The organism is Rathayibacter sp. SD072, from assembly GCF_017355185.1.
In the GTDB taxonomy this organism is placed as follows: Bacteria; Actinomycetota; Actinomycetes; order Actinomycetales; family Microbacteriaceae; genus Rathayibacter.
On sequence record NZ_JADILJ010000008.1, the window covers coordinates 1 to 14,454 of the forward strand.

Consider the following 14,454-nt stretch of genomic DNA (forward strand, 5'->3'; position numbering starts at 1 on the left):
GCGCCGGGGCCTCCTGCGCCTCGGAGCAGCCGCCGGCGGATCGGCCGCCCTCGCGTCCCTCCTCGCCGCCTGCTCGACCCAGGGCCCGCAGGCCGCCCTCGAGTCCGGCGCCGTCGACCTCTCGTTCTGGACGCACGACGACGGCTACGTCTCGTTCTTCACGGAGGCGCTCCCCCTCGCCGCGCAGCGCGGCGCGTTCGAGTACTCGCTCGACGTCACCAAGATCGGCGCGACCGACATCGTGACCAAGCTGATCGCTCAGGCCGTCGCCGGCACCGGCACTCCGGACGTCGTCGGCCTCGAGGTCGCGAACTTCGCCCGCACGCTGCGCGGCTCCATCGCTCCCGAGCTGCTCGTCGATCTGACCGAGGCGACCGCGCCCTACCGCGACGACCTGATCGCCGCGCGGGTCGACGCGTTCAGCAAGGACGGCAGCCTCTACGCGCTCGACTCCGACACCCCGCTGGCCGTCTACTACTACCGCGCCGACGAGTTCGAGCGCCTGGGGGTGCCCGTCGACGTCGAGACCTGGGAGGAGTTCGCCCGGGTCGGCGGCGAGATCAGCGCCCGCGAGGGCGTCTCGTTCGGTGCACTCTCGGTCGGCAGCGACCTGCCGCAGGTCGTGCAGGGCTACCAGCTGCTGCTGATGCAGCGCGGCGGGCAGCTCTTCGACCGCGACGGCCGGCTCGACCTCGAGACCCCCGAGGCGGAGGAGGCGCTGCGATTCGCGGTCGACGGCCTCGCCTCCGGGTTCCTCACGACCGTCGCCGACTACTACGGCCCGAGCATGCAGAGCGGGCTCAAGGACGGCACGATCCTCGGCGTCGACATGCCCACCTGGTACTCGAGCTACGGCATCAAGCCCAACGTGCCCGAGCAGGCGGGGCTCTGGCGCGTGAAGGCGCTGCCGCGCTTCGCGAACGGAGGCGGCCGCACGGCCGTCGGAGGCGGCACCGGCTTCGCGGCGGTCACCGGCAAGGCGAACAGCGACGCGGCGGTCGAGCTGATCCTCGCGGCGTACCTCGACCCGGCGCAGCAGGTGAAGCGCTACCGCGATCTCGGCTACCTCCCGACCCTCCGCTCGGTCTTCGACGACCCGGAGCTGGCCGTGATCACCGACGAGTACTTCGGCGGCCAGGCGCTGTTCGACGTCTACGGCGAGATCATCGACGAGGTCCCGTCGCTGTACCAGAGCCAGGACCAGCAGATCCTCACGACCGTGCTGTCGGGCTACCTCCTCCAGGCCTACAAGGGCACCCTCTCCCCGGCGCAGGCGCTCCGCGCGACAGCCGAGGACTTCCGCGGCCAGGCCCGCAGCTAAGGATCGATGATGTCGACTCTCACCACGGCCGGGGCGCCCGCCTCCGCCCAGGACGGCCGCGGCGGCTCCCCGCTCGAGGCGCGCGGATCGAAGCGCAAGCGCCTGAACACGACGGGCGGGAACGCTCCGTACGTCTTCATCGCGCCGTTCTACGTGCTCTACGCACTGTTCATGATCGTGCCGGTCGGCGCGGCGATCTGGCTCAGCCTCACCGAGTGGGTGGGCCTGGGATCGCCGGAGTTCATCGGGCTGGGCAACTACGCCGACCTGCTCGGCGACACCAGCTTCGGCGTCGCCCTCGTCAACACGCTGATCTACACGCTCATCGCGGTGTTCGTGATCGTGCCGTGCTCGCTGATGATCGCGCAGGGCCTGAACGCCCGCGGGCTCAAGGCGCGCGACCTGTTCCGGCTCACCTTCTTCATCCCGATGGTGCTCTCGCCGATCGTGATCGCGCTGATCTACAGCCTGATCTTCGACCGCAGCTACGGACTGCTGAACTCGCTCCTGCGGGCCCTCTTCGGCCTGGGCGACATCGACTGGCTCGGCGACCCCTCGCTCGCGAAGGTCGCGATCGGCTTCGTGCTGCTCTGGCGCACGGTCGGCTACCTCACGATCTTCTTCCTCGCCGCTCTGCAGGCGGTGCCGAAGGAGCTGTACGAGGCCGCCGAGCTGGACGGCGCCGGAGTCCTCGCCAAGTTCCGCACCGTCACCCTGCCCGCGATCCGACCGGTGACGGCGTTCGTCGTCGTCACCTCGTTCATCAGCGCGGCCCAGCTCTTCGACGAGCCGTACCTGCTGACCCGAGGCGGACCCGGAGAGGCGACGCTCTCGGTCTCGATGTTCATCTACCGCGCCGCATTCGAGCGCCAGCAGTTCGGCTACGCCGCCGCTGCCGGAGTCGTGCTCTTCGTGCTCGTCTTCGCCGTCAGCCAGATCCTCAATCGCGCCCTCGCCATCGGGAGAACCTCATGACCGCCACCACGGGAATCGTCACCGCCCGCTCCGGACGCACCCCCGGTCCTCGGCAGCGGAAGGCGTCCGGCGGCGAGCGCGCCCGCCGCGGGCTGCTCTACGTCACCCTCTCGGCACTGCTGCTGGTGTTCGTCCTGCCCCTGGTCTGGGCGCTCAGCGGCTCGTTCAAGGACCGCGGTGACATCTTCTCGACGCCGCCGTCGCTCCTCCCGAACCCCGCGACAACCGAGAACTACACGAATCTGCTCACCACCCAGCCGTTCTGGAACTGGTTCGGGATGAGCATCGGCACCTCGCTGATCGCGACCGCCGTCTCGGTGTTCGTCTGCGCGATGGCCGGCTACGGCTTCGCGAAGTTCGCCTTCCGCGGCAAGCGGGTGCTGTTCACGATCATGTTCTCGTCGCTGTCGGTGCCGTTCGTCGTGATCCTCGTGCCGCTGTTCATCCTGGTCGTGAAGGCGGGACTCTCGAACCCGTGGTTCGCGCTGATCGTGCCCTGGGTGGCTCCCGCGTTCGGGATCTTCATGATGCAGCAGTTCATCGTGCAGTCGATCCCGGACGAGATCATCGAGGCGGCCCGCATCGACGGCAACTCGGAGTTCGGGATCTTCTGGCGGGTGGTGCTGCCGCTGCTGCGCCCCTCGCTCGGCGCGCTGGGAGTCTGGGGGTTCCTGCAGAGCTACAACAGCTTCCTCTGGCCGCTCGTGCTGCTCTCGGACTCGTCGCAGTACACGATCCCGCTGGGGCTCAACATCCTCTTCGCCTCCGAGAACCGCTCGTACGATCTCGTCCTCGCCGGCGCGGTGCTGGCCTCGGTACCGACCATCCTGGTCTTCTTCCTCCTGCGCAGGCAGCTGCTCGACGGTCTGACCGCGGGCGCCGTCAAGGGCTGACGCCCACCACCTCCCCACCACTGAAAGGCGACCATGCAGCACCTCACCGATCGCATCCTGTTCGGCGCGGCCTACTACCACGAGTACCAGCCCACCTCGCGGCTCGGCAGCCGCGACCTGGCCGAGGACCTCCGGCTCATGAAGGCCGCCGGGTTCACCGTGATCCGCGTGGGCGAGTCCGTCTGGTCGACCTGGGAGCCCGAGAACGGCGTCTTCGACCTCGACTGGCTGCAGCCGGTGCTCGACGGGGCGCACGAGCACGGCATCTCGGTCGTGCTGGGCACGCCGACCTACGCGGTGCCGATGTGGCTCGCGCGGCTGTACCCCGAGATCAACGCGCACCGCGCGACCGGGCAGCCGATCGGCTGGGGCGCCCGCCAGGAGATCGACTACACGCACCCCGCGTTCCTCTTCCACGCCGAGCGCGTGATCCGCCGCATCGTCGAGCGCTACGCCGCGCACCCCGCGGTCATCGGTTTCCAGGTCGACAACGAGCCGGGCAACGAGATCTTCCACAACCGGCAGGTCTTCGAGCGCTTCGTCGACCACCTGCGCGCCACGTACGGCACGGTCGAGGCGCTCAACGACGAATGGGGGCTGACCTACTGGTCGCACCGGCTCTCGACCTGGTCCGACCTGTGGACCCCGGATGCGAACGCGCAGCCGCAGTACGACCTCGCGTGGCGCCGCTTCCAGGCCGCGCTGACGACGGACTTCATCGGCTGGCAGGCCGACCTGGTGCGCGGCATCACCGAGCGGATCGGGCGCGACGACCAGTTCGTCACCACCTGCATCTCGTACGAGCGGACGACCGTGCAGGACGAGGAGCTGGTGCGCCGCCTCGACGTGACCGCCGGCAACCCGTACTACCGGATGCAGGACGGCCTCGAACTGCCTGACGCGCGTCCGTTCGACCAGCACTGGACCACCTCCGGCACCTGGGCGCTCTACGCGACCGCCGACCGGATGTACGGCTCGAAGCAGGCGCCGTTCCTCGTCACCGAGACCGACGCGCAGGCGATCGGCATGTCGTGGTCGAACGAGCCCGCCTACGACGGCCAGTGGCGCCAGGCGGCCTGGGCGCTGGTCTCGCGCGGCGCGACGATGATCGAGTACTGGCACTGGCACACGCTCCACCACGGCGCGGAGACGTACTGGGGCGGGGTGCTGCCGCACTCGCAGGAGCCCGGCCGCGCCTACGAGCAGATCGCCGCGCTGGGCGCCGACTTCGCCGCGGCGGGCGACCGGGTGACCGAGCTGGTGCCCGACTCCGACGTCGCGATCCTGTTCTCGAACGAGAGCAAGTGGGCGCTGGAGGAGCACCCCGCCTTCAGCGACTCCGCCCTCGGTGCCGACGCGGCGAGCGGCATGCCGGTGCCGGACCGCCGAAGCTTCCAGACGGCCCGCGACGCCTTCGCGCGCGGTGCCTTCGACGCGGGGCTGCAGGCCTCGACCGTGCACCCGTCGCAGCTGACCGCCGTGTCGGCCGCAGAGTACGCGGCCGCGCATCCGGTCCTCGTCGCCGCGGCGTTCACGATCGCGGACGACGCGCAGCTGCAGTGGCTCGAGGCCTACGCGGCAGCGGGCGGCCACCTCGTCGTGGGCGTCCGCACCGGCTACGAGGACGAGGAGGGCCGGGCCCGCCTGCAGCGCAAGCCCGCGTTCCTCGACGCGGCCGCCGGCGTGCACTACGACGAGTTCGCGAACCTCGCGGTGCCCCTGCCGGTGGAGGCGGAGTCGGGCTTCCCGCTGCCCGACGGCGCCCGCGCGACGGTCTGGGCCGACGGGGTGCAGGTCGACGACGCGACCGTGCTCGTGCGCTACCGGCACCCGCACTACGGGCGCTTCGCGGCGGTCACGACCCGCTCGCACGGAGCCGGACGCGTGACCTACGTGGGCACGGTGCCCGACCTCGCGCTCGCGAAGGCGCTGATGGAGTGGGCGGTGTCGGAGTCGTCCGCGGCGACGACCCCGTGGCGTGCGGCCTCGCCGACGCAGACCGTGACGAGCGCGACCAACCGGCACGGCGAGCGCGTGCGCTTCGTGCACAACTGGTCGTGGGAGCCGTCGACGTTCGCGCTGCCCGAGGCGGTCGAGGACGTGCTCTCGGGTGAGGCGTCTGCGGCCGGGGACGTGCTGGAGCTCGGACCCTGGGACGTGCGGGTGCTGGTCTCGCGCGACTGACGGTCTCTGCGAGGTCCGCTCGCGGTCGTCTCGAGCGGTGGAACCCCCTCGCGTCTCGGTGGTGAGGGAGGAGTCGGCTGCCCGCAGCCGATCCGATCACCGCACACACGACGTGACTTCTCCTGAGAGACCCCCGCGCCCTCGCTGGTCGAGTAGCGGCCGCAGGCCGCGTATCGAGACCCCGTGCCCGGGTGGTGCAGATCTCGATACGGCCGCTGCGCGGCCTACTCGATCAGCGGGGCCGGGGGAGTCGCTCGTCCCGCGAGTCGACGCGAGCCGGGCCTGGCGCATGCGTCGGACCCCGCTTCGCGGCGACCGGGGGTCCCGGCATGCCGCGACTGGACCCGCGTCGGGGCCTGCACCCACGGCGGACCCCGCTTCGCGGCCACTCGATGCACCCTGGCGCCCTCGCGGGTCGAGTATCAACGGCGAAGCCACTCCGCGTCTCGGTGGCGGAACGCCCACTGGTCGACTAGTCCCGCGGGGGGGCGTATCGAGACCGGCCGCAGCCAGCAGATCGCGCCTCCGACCGGGCCTTCTGGTAGTGGTGGATCTCGATGCGCCCGCAAGGCGGGCTACTCGATCAGCACGGTGGAGGGGGCCGTACGAGGGAGGCGGCTTCTCCAGGAGAGCGCATCTCGCAGGGCGCGTCAGCAGTCGGGATGGAGCTCGGGCGCGTCAGAGCAGGCGCCGCGCCGACGCCCAGGCCGTGAGCTCGTACCGCGACGAGAGCTGGAGCTTCCGCAGTACCGCGGACACGTGGGACTCGACGGTCTTGACCGAGATGAAGAGCTCGGCGGCCGCCTCCTTGTAGGCGTAGCCGCGGGCGATCAGGCGCATCACCTCGCGCTCGCGGGCCGAGAGCCGGTCGAGCTCGTCGACCGACTCGGCCTGCTCGCCCGCGAGAGCGCCGAACGCATCGAGGACGAACCCGGCGAGACGCGGGGAGAACACGGCGTCGCCGCCCGCGACCGCCTCGACCGCGCGGCTCACCTCGGCGCCGGAGCTCGTCTTGGTGATGTAGCCGCGGGCCCCCGCGCGGATCACGCCCACCACGTCCTCGGCCGCGTCCGAGACGCTGAGCGCGAGGAACCGCACCGAGTCGAGGAGCGCGGCGCTGCGCCGGAGGACCTCGGCGCCGCCCCCGCCCGCACCGCCCGGCAGGTGCACGTCGAGCAGCACCACCTCGGGCCGCGTCTCGGCGACCAGGCGCACGGCCGAGTCGACGTCGGCCGCCTCGCCGACGACCTCGAGATCCGGCGCCAGATCGGCGCGCAGCCCCGACCGGAAGATGGAGTGGTCGTCGACCAGCACGACGCGCGTCACGACGCGGCCCCCAGCCGCAGGTGCACCTCGGTGCCCGAGCCGCCGACCCCCGGGCGCACGACGGCGCTGCCGCCGGCGCGGGTCATCCGGCCGATGATCGACTCGCGGATGCCGAGCCGGTCGCCGGGCAGCGCGCCCAGATCGACGCCCGGGCCCCGGTCGCGCACGAAGACGTCGACGCCGTCGACGGCCGACTCGACGTAGACCGAGATCTCGCCGCCCGCGTGGCGTGCCGCGTTGAGCACGGCCTCGCGGGTCGCGGCGAGCAGCGGAGCGGCGCCCGGCACCGAGACCCCGACCGCCACGACCTCGATGGTGGCGGGGTAGTCGAGCTCGACGGCGGACGCGATGGCGCGGATCTCGGCGGCGAGATCGTTGGCGACCGGCACGTCGCGCTCGAACAGCCAGTCGCGCAGCTCGCGCTCCTGGGCGCGGGCGATGCGGGCGACCTCGCTCGAGGCTCCGGCGCGGTTCTGGATGAGGGCGAGGGTCTGCAGCACGGAGTCGTGCAGGTGCGCGGCGATCTCGGCGCGCTGCTCCTCGCGCACCCGGGCCGCCCGCTCGCCCATCAGCTCGGTCCAGAGCCGGACGACGCCCGGTGCGGCGAGGACGCCCGCGACGGCGATCAGCAGGCCCACCGCGAGGACCGCGTTGACGGCGCTCGGCCGGGCGACGAGCACCGCGACTCCGGCGACGAGCAGGGCGGCGCAGGAGGCGAGGCGCACCTGCAGCGAGGCGCGGGCCGTCGCGGACGGATCGTCGCGGCCCGGCCCGAGCGCCCAGGCGACCGCCGATCCGGCGAGCGCCGCGACCGCCGCCAGCGCGCGCGTCACCGCGACGTCGTCGCGCGCCTCGAGCGCGAGGAGCACGGCTCCGGCCGCCACGACGGCGGCGACCGACAGCAGCCCGGCGACGGGGACGACGCGGCGGACGGCCCGGTCGGACTCGCCCTCGGACGGGGCGAGCGGCACGAGGGCCCACAGCCACAGGTAGAGGAGCACGCCGCCCCCGCCCAGCAGAGCGGCGACGATCGTGAAGAACCGGGTGGAGGAGAGGGTCCAGCCGAGGTGCTCGGCGAGCGCGGCGCAGACACCGCCGAGGACGACCCTCCTGGGGCGTCGCAACGGCGGTCTGACCGCGGTGCTCGAGATGCTCACACGTGCATCCAAACAGGTCGTCGGGGTCGCCGGGGAGGAAACGAGGGTCGAGTCAGGGGTTCCCCCGATGGTCGCCGCCTGGGGAGGAGCGGGACACTCTCACCATGACAGCAGCGAGCACTCCCCCGCCGATCGGCGGCGCGGACGGACCGGGCGGCGACGACTCCGCCCGCACCACGACGGCTCCCGACTCCGAGGAGCAGGAGCGCTCCGGAGCGGCGCCCGACCCCGCGGCCGGCGACGGCACCGAGCCCTGCACGGACAACCGCTTCCTCCTCTGGCTGCGCGGCCTCGGCCTCACCCGCCGCCCCGGCTGGATCGGCGGCGTCTGCGCCGGCATCTCGGAGCGCCTCGGCATCGACCCCCTGATCGTCCGCGGGATCTTCGCCGTCGTGGCGGTCCTCGGCGGCCCCGCGCTCCTCTTCTACGCCGCCGCCTGGCTCCTGCTCCCCGACGAGGACGACGTGCTGCCGATCGAGCGGCTGCTCCGCGGCCGGATCGACCGCGTCCACGCGGGCATCGGAGCGATGGTCCTCGCGTCGATGCTCCCCCTCGCGCAGGGGTTCTGGTCGCTCGGCGGCGCCTACACCGGCGCCTCCCCCTGGTCCCCCGCCGCCGGCCGCACGATCTGGACGCTCGTGGTCATCGGGCTCGTCATCGCCCTCGTCGTCTGGGTGGCGCGCAACTCCGGCCGCTCCGCCCGCGGCGCCGGCCCGGAGGAGGCGCCCGCGACCACCGACGACCGTCCCGGCTCCGTCCCCCTCTTCCCGCCGCCTCGTCCCACCGATGTGCGCCCCGAGTCGCCCGAGGACGTCGCCGCCTGGCGCGCCCGGCAGGACGCCTGGAAGACCGAGCGCGAGGCGTTCCGCGCCCAGCAGTCGGCGTCGGCGCGCGAGACGGCCCGTCAGCGCGCGGAGGAGGCGCGGGCTCGGTCCCGCGCGGTCGCCGCGGTGCGCGACGAGCGCCGCCGGGTGCGCCGGGCGCAGAACCCGCGCCTGCGGGCGAGCGTCACCCTCGTCGTGCTGGGCGCCGCGGCGGTGGTCGGAGCGATCGTCTCGCTCACCGCGACGGGCACCACCGCGGTGGCGTCCGGCTTCGCCGCCGCCGCGCTCGTGCTCGCCGCGGCGATCGTGCTGGCTGGCCTCGTGCGCAGGAGGGCGGTCCTCCTGGTCGCCGCATCGGTGCTCGCGCTGGCGACGGCCCTGATCGCGGCGATGCTGCCTCCGGATCGCGAGATCCTGCCCCTGAGCGGGACGTACGGCCTCTCGAACCAGCGCTCCGGGGACTACGCGATGCTCTCCGGTCTCCTCGACGTGACGGTCGTCCCCGGTGCGGGCGAGGACGGTGCGGTCATCGACGTCTGGCAGGGCGCCGGCGAGGTCTCGGTCTGGCCGCTGGCCGGGACGACCGTCCGGGTCGAGGCCGTCTCCGCGAGCGGGCAGCTCCAGATCGTCTCGGCGGACGGCCGTAACGTGACGGCGCCCGAGGACGTCCCGATCGTCGACGGCCGCTCCCGCTGGACGCAGACCTTCGGTGATCCGACCGCCGAGCCGACCGTCGTCCGGATCGAGCAGGGCGCCGGGACGATCACCGTGCACGACCAGACCACCGACGCCGAGCCCGCCGACGAGAGCACTGCCGACGACAGCACCACCGACGACAGCACCACCGGCACCGGCGAGGCCGGCATCCCGCAGACCACGACGGAGGACCCGCGATGAGCAGCACCGAGACCACTCCCCTTCCCGGCGCGCTGACGCCGAAGCGCCCGCGGATCCGCCTCGGCGCGATCGTCTGGGGTCTGTTCGCCGGCGCGGTCGCCGTCGGGCTCCTGATGACCACGGGCGACGAGCGGCTGCGATCCGAGCTGGTCGACGCCGCCCTGACTCTCTCGCCGGGGGCCGTCACCGCCGTCGTCGTCGCCGCCCTCGGCGGGCTGGCGCTGCTGATCGGCCTCGAGCGGGTGCTCGACCGGCGGTAGCCCGCAACCCCCTGGTCGGCGGCGGGTGCCGGGCGCAGACTCGACGACGGTCCCCGACGCCCGCCCCTCCCGGGCACGGCGCGGGACGACCGGAGACGAGACCGATGCCCGACCACCGCCCGCCCCGCGCCCGCCGGAGCGATCCCCGATGATGCTCGGGATCGCGGGGATCGTGGCCGTGGCGGTCCTGGTCTCGGTCGCCGTGTTCGCGCGGCGGCTGGGCGTCGCCGCTCCGATCGTCCTCGTGCTCGCCGGAGTCGCCCTCTCGTACCTCCCCGGCGTGCCGGAGGTCGTGGTCCCGCACGAGTGGGTGCTCGACGGAGTGCTGCCGCCGCTGCTCTACGCCGCCGCGATCAGCGTCCCGTTCATCGACTTCCGCCGGAACCTGACCACCATCACCGGCCTCTCGGTCGTGCTGGTCGTCATCTCGGCCGCCGGCGTCGGCGCTCTGCTGTACGTCCTCCTGCCCGAGCTGGGCCTCCCGCTCGCGATCGCCGTCGGAGCCGTCATCAGCCCGCCCGACGCCGTGGCCGCCACCTCGGTCGGCCGGCGCCTGGGCCTCCCGCCGCGACTGCTCACCCTGCTCGAGGGCGAGGGCCTGATCAACGACGCGACCGCGCTGGTGCTGCTGCGCTCGGCCCTCGCCGCGGCCGCCGGCACGCTCGCCACCCCCTGGGCCGCGATCGGCGACTTCCTCTACGCGGTCGTCGTCGCGGTCGTCGTCGGCCTCGTGGCGAGCATCCTCACCGTCTTCGTGCGCTCGCGCCTCGAGGACCCGGTGCTCAACACCGTCGTCTCCTTCACCGTGCCGTTCGTGGCGTTCATCCCGGCCGAAGGCCTGGGCGCCTCGGGCGTGCTGGCGGTGGTCGTCGCGGGGCTGCACACGGGCCACGCGTCCTCCCGCTCCTTCACGGCCCAGTCGCGGGTGAACGACCGCGTCAACTGGCGCACCGTGCAGTTCCTCCTCGAGAACGGCGTGTTCCTCCTGATCGGGCTCGAGATCCGCGGTCTGATCCAGGATGCGGACGACGCCGCACTCACGGTCCCCGCCGCGGTCGGCATCGGCCTCATCGCCACGGTCGGGCTCATCGTGGTCCGTTTCCTCTGGGTCGGGCCGGTGCTGGTCGGCGAGCGCTGGCAGACCCGTCGAGCGGAGCGTCGGGCCCGTGAGCAGAAGGAGGTGCTCGACTCGTCCGCCGAGCTCCCCCGGGAGGAGCGGACGAAAGCGCGCCGCCGCTACCAGCTGCGCCGCGCCGACTACCGCCACTTCAGCACCAGCGGCCTCGGCTGGCGCGGCGGGCTCGTGCTGGGCTGGTCGGGGATGCGCGGAGTGGTGACCCTCGCGGCCGCGCAGTCCCTGCCCGAGGACATCCCGTACCGCAATCAGCTCGTGCTGATCGCCTTCACGGTCGCGGTCGCGACGCTCCTGATCCAGGGCAGCACCCTGCCGCTGCTCATCAAGGCGACGGGGATCCGCGGCGTCGACGAGCCGGAGGACCAGCGCTACCTGGCGGGGCTGCTCGACGAGATCACCGAGAAGGGGCTCTCGATCCTCGAGCACCCGGCCGACGTCGTGGAGGGCGCGACGGACGTCGATCCGGACGTCCTCGAGCGGGTGCGGCAGACCTCGTTCCTCCGCTCCGAGGCCGCCTGGGAGCGGGCGCGCGGAGCGGAGCGCGACGTCGTCGACACTCCGCACCGCCTCTACCGAGCTCTGCGGCTCGCCGTCGTCACCGCCGAGCGGGAGGCCCTGCTCGACGCGCGCTCGCGCCGCGCCTACCCGCAGCGGATCCTGACCCAGGCGCAGTCGCTGCTCGACCTCGAGGAGACGCGGCTGCGGCTGCGCAGGGGCACCACGTCCTAGCGGCCGCGCCACCAGCGTCGGCGCGGCCGCTCGGGCTCCGGTGCCGGAGTCGCACGGGCGGTGCGCCGCTCGGCCCAGCGGGCGATCTCGACGTCGATGTCGCGCAGCGGCGTCACGACCGGGGGCCCGCCCAGCAGCTGCCGACGCGCCTCGACGACGCGCGTGTTGAACTCCTCGAGGTGCGCTCGCACCTCCGACTCGCGGTGCAGTCGGTCGAGGCGCTCGTCGAGCTGACGGTCCTCGGCACGGAGGAGGAACGCGGCCGGTCCGATGCCGGTGAGGTTCTCGCGCTCGATCTTGCGGCGGATCCACCAGTCGGGGTCGTGGCCGCCGTTCAGCCCCTCCAGCGGCTTGCCCGCGCCGGGCAGGTCGTCGAAGTCCCCGCGACGGATGGCCTGCTGGATCGTCGTCTCGATGAAGGCGGCGCGCTCGGCGGGATCCTCCGGGATCGTCGCCTCGTTCTCCTCGGAGGTGTCGGGCGACGACTCGCCCTCCGCCCGCTTCGCGAGGTAGCGGGCGGCGTGGTTCCTGGCCTCGGACATCGGTCACCTCCGTCCCTCCAGGCTAGATCGGGCTCGCGCAGCGGGTCGATCCCACTCGGCAGCGCTCAGCGATCACTCGGGGACAGTTCGGGAGGAAGTCCCACTCGGATCACTCCCGGACGGGGGACCGACAAGGGGTCCGGCGGGGAGGCACCCGGATCTACTCTCGGCGCATGCACCTCCGCAGCGTCGCGATCGTCCACTCCGCAGCTCCGCGCTCCTCCGCCGTCCGCGCCCGCCAGCGCGCCGCAGCGGAGGTCCTGGCGCACCTCGTGGTGGCCCTGGTCATGGGATCGCTGCTGCTGCTCGCGGTGTCCGCGAGCCTCGCCGGCCTGCTGCCCGTCCCCGCGCCGGTGCCCGCGTTCGAGGCGTGGTCGCTGATGCGCACGTCGTCGACCCTGCAGATCGGAGTCGCGGTGCTCGCCACCGGCCTCGCCGCCCTCGCGCGGGCCGGCGGTTGCGGCACGCGCGCCGACCGCTGGTGCGTCCTCGCGGCGATCAGCGCGGCCGCCGGTGCGCTGCTCCTGGTGGCCCCTCCGGTCTGATCCGGCAGGCCCGTTCGCGCGGCGGGTCCCGACGTCCGACCGGATCGGCCTCTGCAGAACCTCTGCCGAGAGCGAGCGCCGGCCACGATCGCGGCTGAGGGAGGGTCTCAGCCGAGGTTCTGCATCACCGCCAGGCGAGAGCCGACCGCTCGGCCCAGTACTGCTCGGGATCCTGCGGCTCCAGACCCTCCGGCAGCGCCGCCGGACGTGCGCGCAGGTTCTCGAGGAGCTGCGCCGGGGTCGCCGCACCGCTGAGCACCCGGTCGGCCCACGGCTGGGCGAGTGCGGCGCCGAGCGCCCGGTCCTCGGGCGCGTCGACCAGTCGGCGCACCGACTCGGGAGCGCGCTCGCCCACCAGCCGACCGTTGGCGAGCGCCTCCTTCACCACCACGAGCCACCCGGCGTCGTGCGCGTCGGCGAGCGCCGCCTCCGCCGACCGCTCGAGCAGGTTCCAGGTGGTCTGCACAGCGCTGAAGGGCGTCTCCGGGATCGCGAGCGCGAGCGCGATCGTCCTGCCCTGCCCGGGTCCGCTGGTCGAGAGGCCCACCCGGACCCCTGACGCCGCGAGGACCCGCAGCCGGTCGAGGAGCGCCCGGTCGGTCAGCGCCGGGCTCTCGGGCGTGATCGAGTGCACGAGGTAGCAGTCGGGGGCCGAGCCCAGCGCCTCGAGCGTCGACGACCACTGCCGCTCGAACATCGCCACCGAGTGCTCCTTGCGCTCGTGCACCGGCGCGTCCATCGCCCAGTCGCCGACGTACTCGTAGCCCCACTTCGACTCGACGGTCAGCCCGGCTCGACGCTCGGGATGCGCGGCGAGCCAGCTCCCGAGGAACTCCTCCGCACGGCCGTACGAGCGGGCGACGTCGACGAACCGCACGCCCTCGCTCCAGGCCGTGTCGAGCAGCTCGTGCGTGCGGGCGCGGAGGGCGTCGACGCTGCGCAGGCCGGGCGGGCCCAGGTCGCCGTCGCGACCCGCGGTGATGTAGGCCGGCCGGCCGACGGCCGCCAGGCCGAGTCCGATGCTCGCGGTGCTGGGTGCCATGGTGCTCGTTCCGTCCGGGAGGGGTGCCCCCACCGTAGACGCGGCGGGACGCGGCGCGCGCTGCAGTCCGGCCCGCCAGGCCTCCACCGTCACCGCGTACTCGACCGAGGCGTCGCCCTCCGCCTGCTCGCGACGCCGCAGCCCCAGCAGCTCCATCGCTCTCACCGAGCCGCGATTGCGCGGGTCGGCCCGTCCGACGACCCGCCGGGAGCCGAGGGTCTCGAAGACCAGGCGGAGCAGCGCGCGTCCGGCCTCGAGCGAGTAGCCCAGACCCGCGGTGTCCGGATGCAGGAACATCCCGAGCTCGCACTCGTCCGTCCGCCGCACGACGACCGCGTCTCCGACGAGCCGTCCGGTCGCGAGCTCCTCGATGCCGAGGACGCGCCGGTGCCCCGGCTGCGCGAGCTCCCACTCCGCCGAGCGCTCGGCGAACCACGCGGGGTAGCCGCCGGGTGCCAGCGGCGGGTGGCGGAGGAACCGCGCGGCGCGCGCATCCCCCCGGTAGGCCGTCACGGCCGACTCGTCGTCGAGGCGGAGGGGACGCAGCAGCAGGCGCACCGTCCGGTGCTCGTGCTCGGGGCCGCTCATCCGCTCACAGTACGAGGCGCCGGTGCTCGCACGGGA

The 14,454-nt window shown here is 73.2% G+C and carries 12 protein-coding genes; 8 read left to right on the forward strand and 4 right to left on the reverse strand.

Annotated elements, in window-relative coordinates; genetic code table 11:
* From IOC53_RS04880 to IOC53_RS04895, 4 genes are all read left to right on the forward strand, one after another.
* The coding region (locus IOC53_RS04880) for an ABC transporter substrate-binding protein (RefSeq protein ID WP_207403249.1) at nt 1-1,321 on the forward strand (1,321 nt) is incomplete at its 5' end.
* A 9-nt stretch (nt 1,322-1,330) separates the two neighbouring features.
* On the forward strand, nt 1,331-2,296 hold the full coding sequence (locus IOC53_RS04885; protein WP_207403250.1) for a carbohydrate ABC transporter permease: 966 nt from the start codon (nt 1,331-1,333) through the stop codon (nt 2,294-2,296).
* A complete protein-coding gene (locus tag IOC53_RS04890) occupies nt 2,293-3,189 on the forward strand; it encodes a carbohydrate ABC transporter permease (RefSeq protein ID WP_207403251.1) in 897 nt (298 codons plus the stop codon). Before IOC53_RS04885 ends, IOC53_RS04890 begins: the two co-directional genes overlap by 4 nt.
* 33 nt (nt 3,190-3,222) lie before the next feature.
* On the forward strand, nt 3,223-5,373 hold the full coding sequence (locus tag IOC53_RS04895; RefSeq protein ID WP_207403252.1) for a beta-galactosidase: 2,151 nt from the start codon (nt 3,223-3,225) through the stop codon (nt 5,371-5,373).
* A gap of 678 nt (nt 5,374-6,051) precedes the next feature.
* Here IOC53_RS04895 and IOC53_RS04900 read toward each other — a convergent pair.
* Both IOC53_RS04900 and IOC53_RS04905 read right to left on the reverse strand, forming a co-directional pair.
* Nucleotides 6,052-6,699, reverse strand: a complete 648-nt coding sequence (locus IOC53_RS04900) for a response regulator transcription factor (RefSeq protein WP_207403253.1) — start codon at nt 6,697-6,699, stop codon at nt 6,052-6,054.
* Nucleotides 6,696-7,856, reverse strand: a complete 1,161-nt coding sequence (locus IOC53_RS04905; RefSeq protein ID WP_207403254.1) for a sensor histidine kinase — start codon at nt 7,854-7,856, stop codon at nt 6,696-6,698. Before IOC53_RS04905 ends, IOC53_RS04900 begins: the two co-directional genes overlap by 4 nt.
* A 104-nt stretch (nt 7,857-7,960) precedes the next feature.
* On the opposite strand from IOC53_RS04905, the gene IOC53_RS04910 reads away from it, so the two are divergent.
* From IOC53_RS04910 to IOC53_RS04920, 3 genes are all read left to right on the forward strand, one after another.
* Nucleotides 7,961-9,577 carry a PspC domain-containing protein gene (locus IOC53_RS04910; protein WP_207403255.1) on the forward strand — a complete coding sequence of 539 codons (1,617 nt, stop codon included), beginning with the start codon at nt 7,961-7,963 and terminating at the stop codon, nt 9,575-9,577.
* A complete protein-coding gene (locus IOC53_RS04915; protein WP_207403256.1) occupies nt 9,574-9,837 on the forward strand; it encodes a hypothetical protein in 264 nt (87 codons plus the stop codon). The genes IOC53_RS04910 and IOC53_RS04915 overlap by 4 nt, the downstream gene beginning before the upstream one ends.
* Before the next feature lie 148 nt (nt 9,838-9,985).
* Nucleotides 9,986-11,701 (forward strand): sodium:proton antiporter, encoded by a 1,716-nt coding sequence (locus IOC53_RS04920; RefSeq protein ID WP_207403257.1) that lies wholly within the window; start codon nt 9,986-9,988, stop codon nt 11,699-11,701.
* On the opposite strand, the gene IOC53_RS04925 is transcribed toward IOC53_RS04920, so the two are convergent.
* On the reverse strand, nt 11,698-12,243 hold the full coding sequence (locus tag IOC53_RS04925) for a DUF1992 domain-containing protein (protein ID WP_207403258.1): 546 nt from the start codon (nt 12,241-12,243) through the stop codon (nt 11,698-11,700). The two genes, IOC53_RS04920 and IOC53_RS04925, sit on opposite strands and share 4 nt — an antisense overlap.
* Before the next feature lie 173 nt (nt 12,244-12,416).
* Between IOC53_RS04925 and IOC53_RS04930 the strand changes: the two genes are divergently transcribed.
* Nucleotides 12,417-12,788, forward strand: coding sequence for a hypothetical protein (locus IOC53_RS04930; RefSeq protein ID WP_207403259.1), 372 nt, complete (start codon nt 12,417-12,419; stop codon nt 12,786-12,788).
* 124 nt (nt 12,789-12,912) lie between these two features.
* On the opposite strand, the gene IOC53_RS04935 is transcribed toward IOC53_RS04930, so the two are convergent.
* Nucleotides 12,913-14,418 (reverse strand): GNAT family N-acetyltransferase, encoded by a 1,506-nt coding sequence (locus IOC53_RS04935; RefSeq protein ID WP_207403260.1) that lies wholly within the window; start codon nt 14,416-14,418, stop codon nt 12,913-12,915.
* Between the last annotated feature and the right edge of the window lie 36 nt (nt 14,419-14,454).

Excerpts from the sequence above, each read along its gene's own strand:
- IOC53_RS04925 (WP_207403258.1), bottom strand. The coding sequence starts at position 12,243 with ATGTCCGAGGCCAGGAACCACGCCGCCCGCTACCTCGCGAAGCGGGCG.
- IOC53_RS04935 (WP_207403260.1), bottom strand. The coding sequence starts at position 14,418 with ATGAGCGGCCCCGAGCACGAGCACCGGACGGTGCGCCTGCTGCTGCGT.
- IOC53_RS04920 (WP_207403257.1), top strand. The coding sequence starts at position 9,986 with ATGATGCTCGGGATCGCGGGGATCGTGGCCGTGGCGGTCCTGGTCTCG.
- IOC53_RS04915 (WP_207403256.1), top strand. The coding sequence starts at position 9,574 with ATGAGCAGCACCGAGACCACTCCCCTTCCCGGCGCGCTGACGCCGAAG.
- IOC53_RS04885 (WP_207403250.1), top strand. The coding sequence starts at position 1,331 with ATGTCGACTCTCACCACGGCCGGGGCGCCCGCCTCCGCCCAGGACGGC.
- IOC53_RS04930 (WP_207403259.1), top strand. The coding sequence starts at position 12,417 with ATGCACCTCCGCAGCGTCGCGATCGTCCACTCCGCAGCTCCGCGCTCC.
- IOC53_RS04890 (WP_207403251.1), top strand. The coding sequence starts at position 2,293 with ATGACCGCCACCACGGGAATCGTCACCGCCCGCTCCGGACGCACCCCC.
- IOC53_RS04910 (WP_207403255.1), top strand. The coding sequence starts at position 7,961 with ATGACAGCAGCGAGCACTCCCCCGCCGATCGGCGGCGCGGACGGACCG.
- IOC53_RS04895 (WP_207403252.1), top strand. The coding sequence starts at position 3,223 with ATGCAGCACCTCACCGATCGCATCCTGTTCGGCGCGGCCTACTACCAC.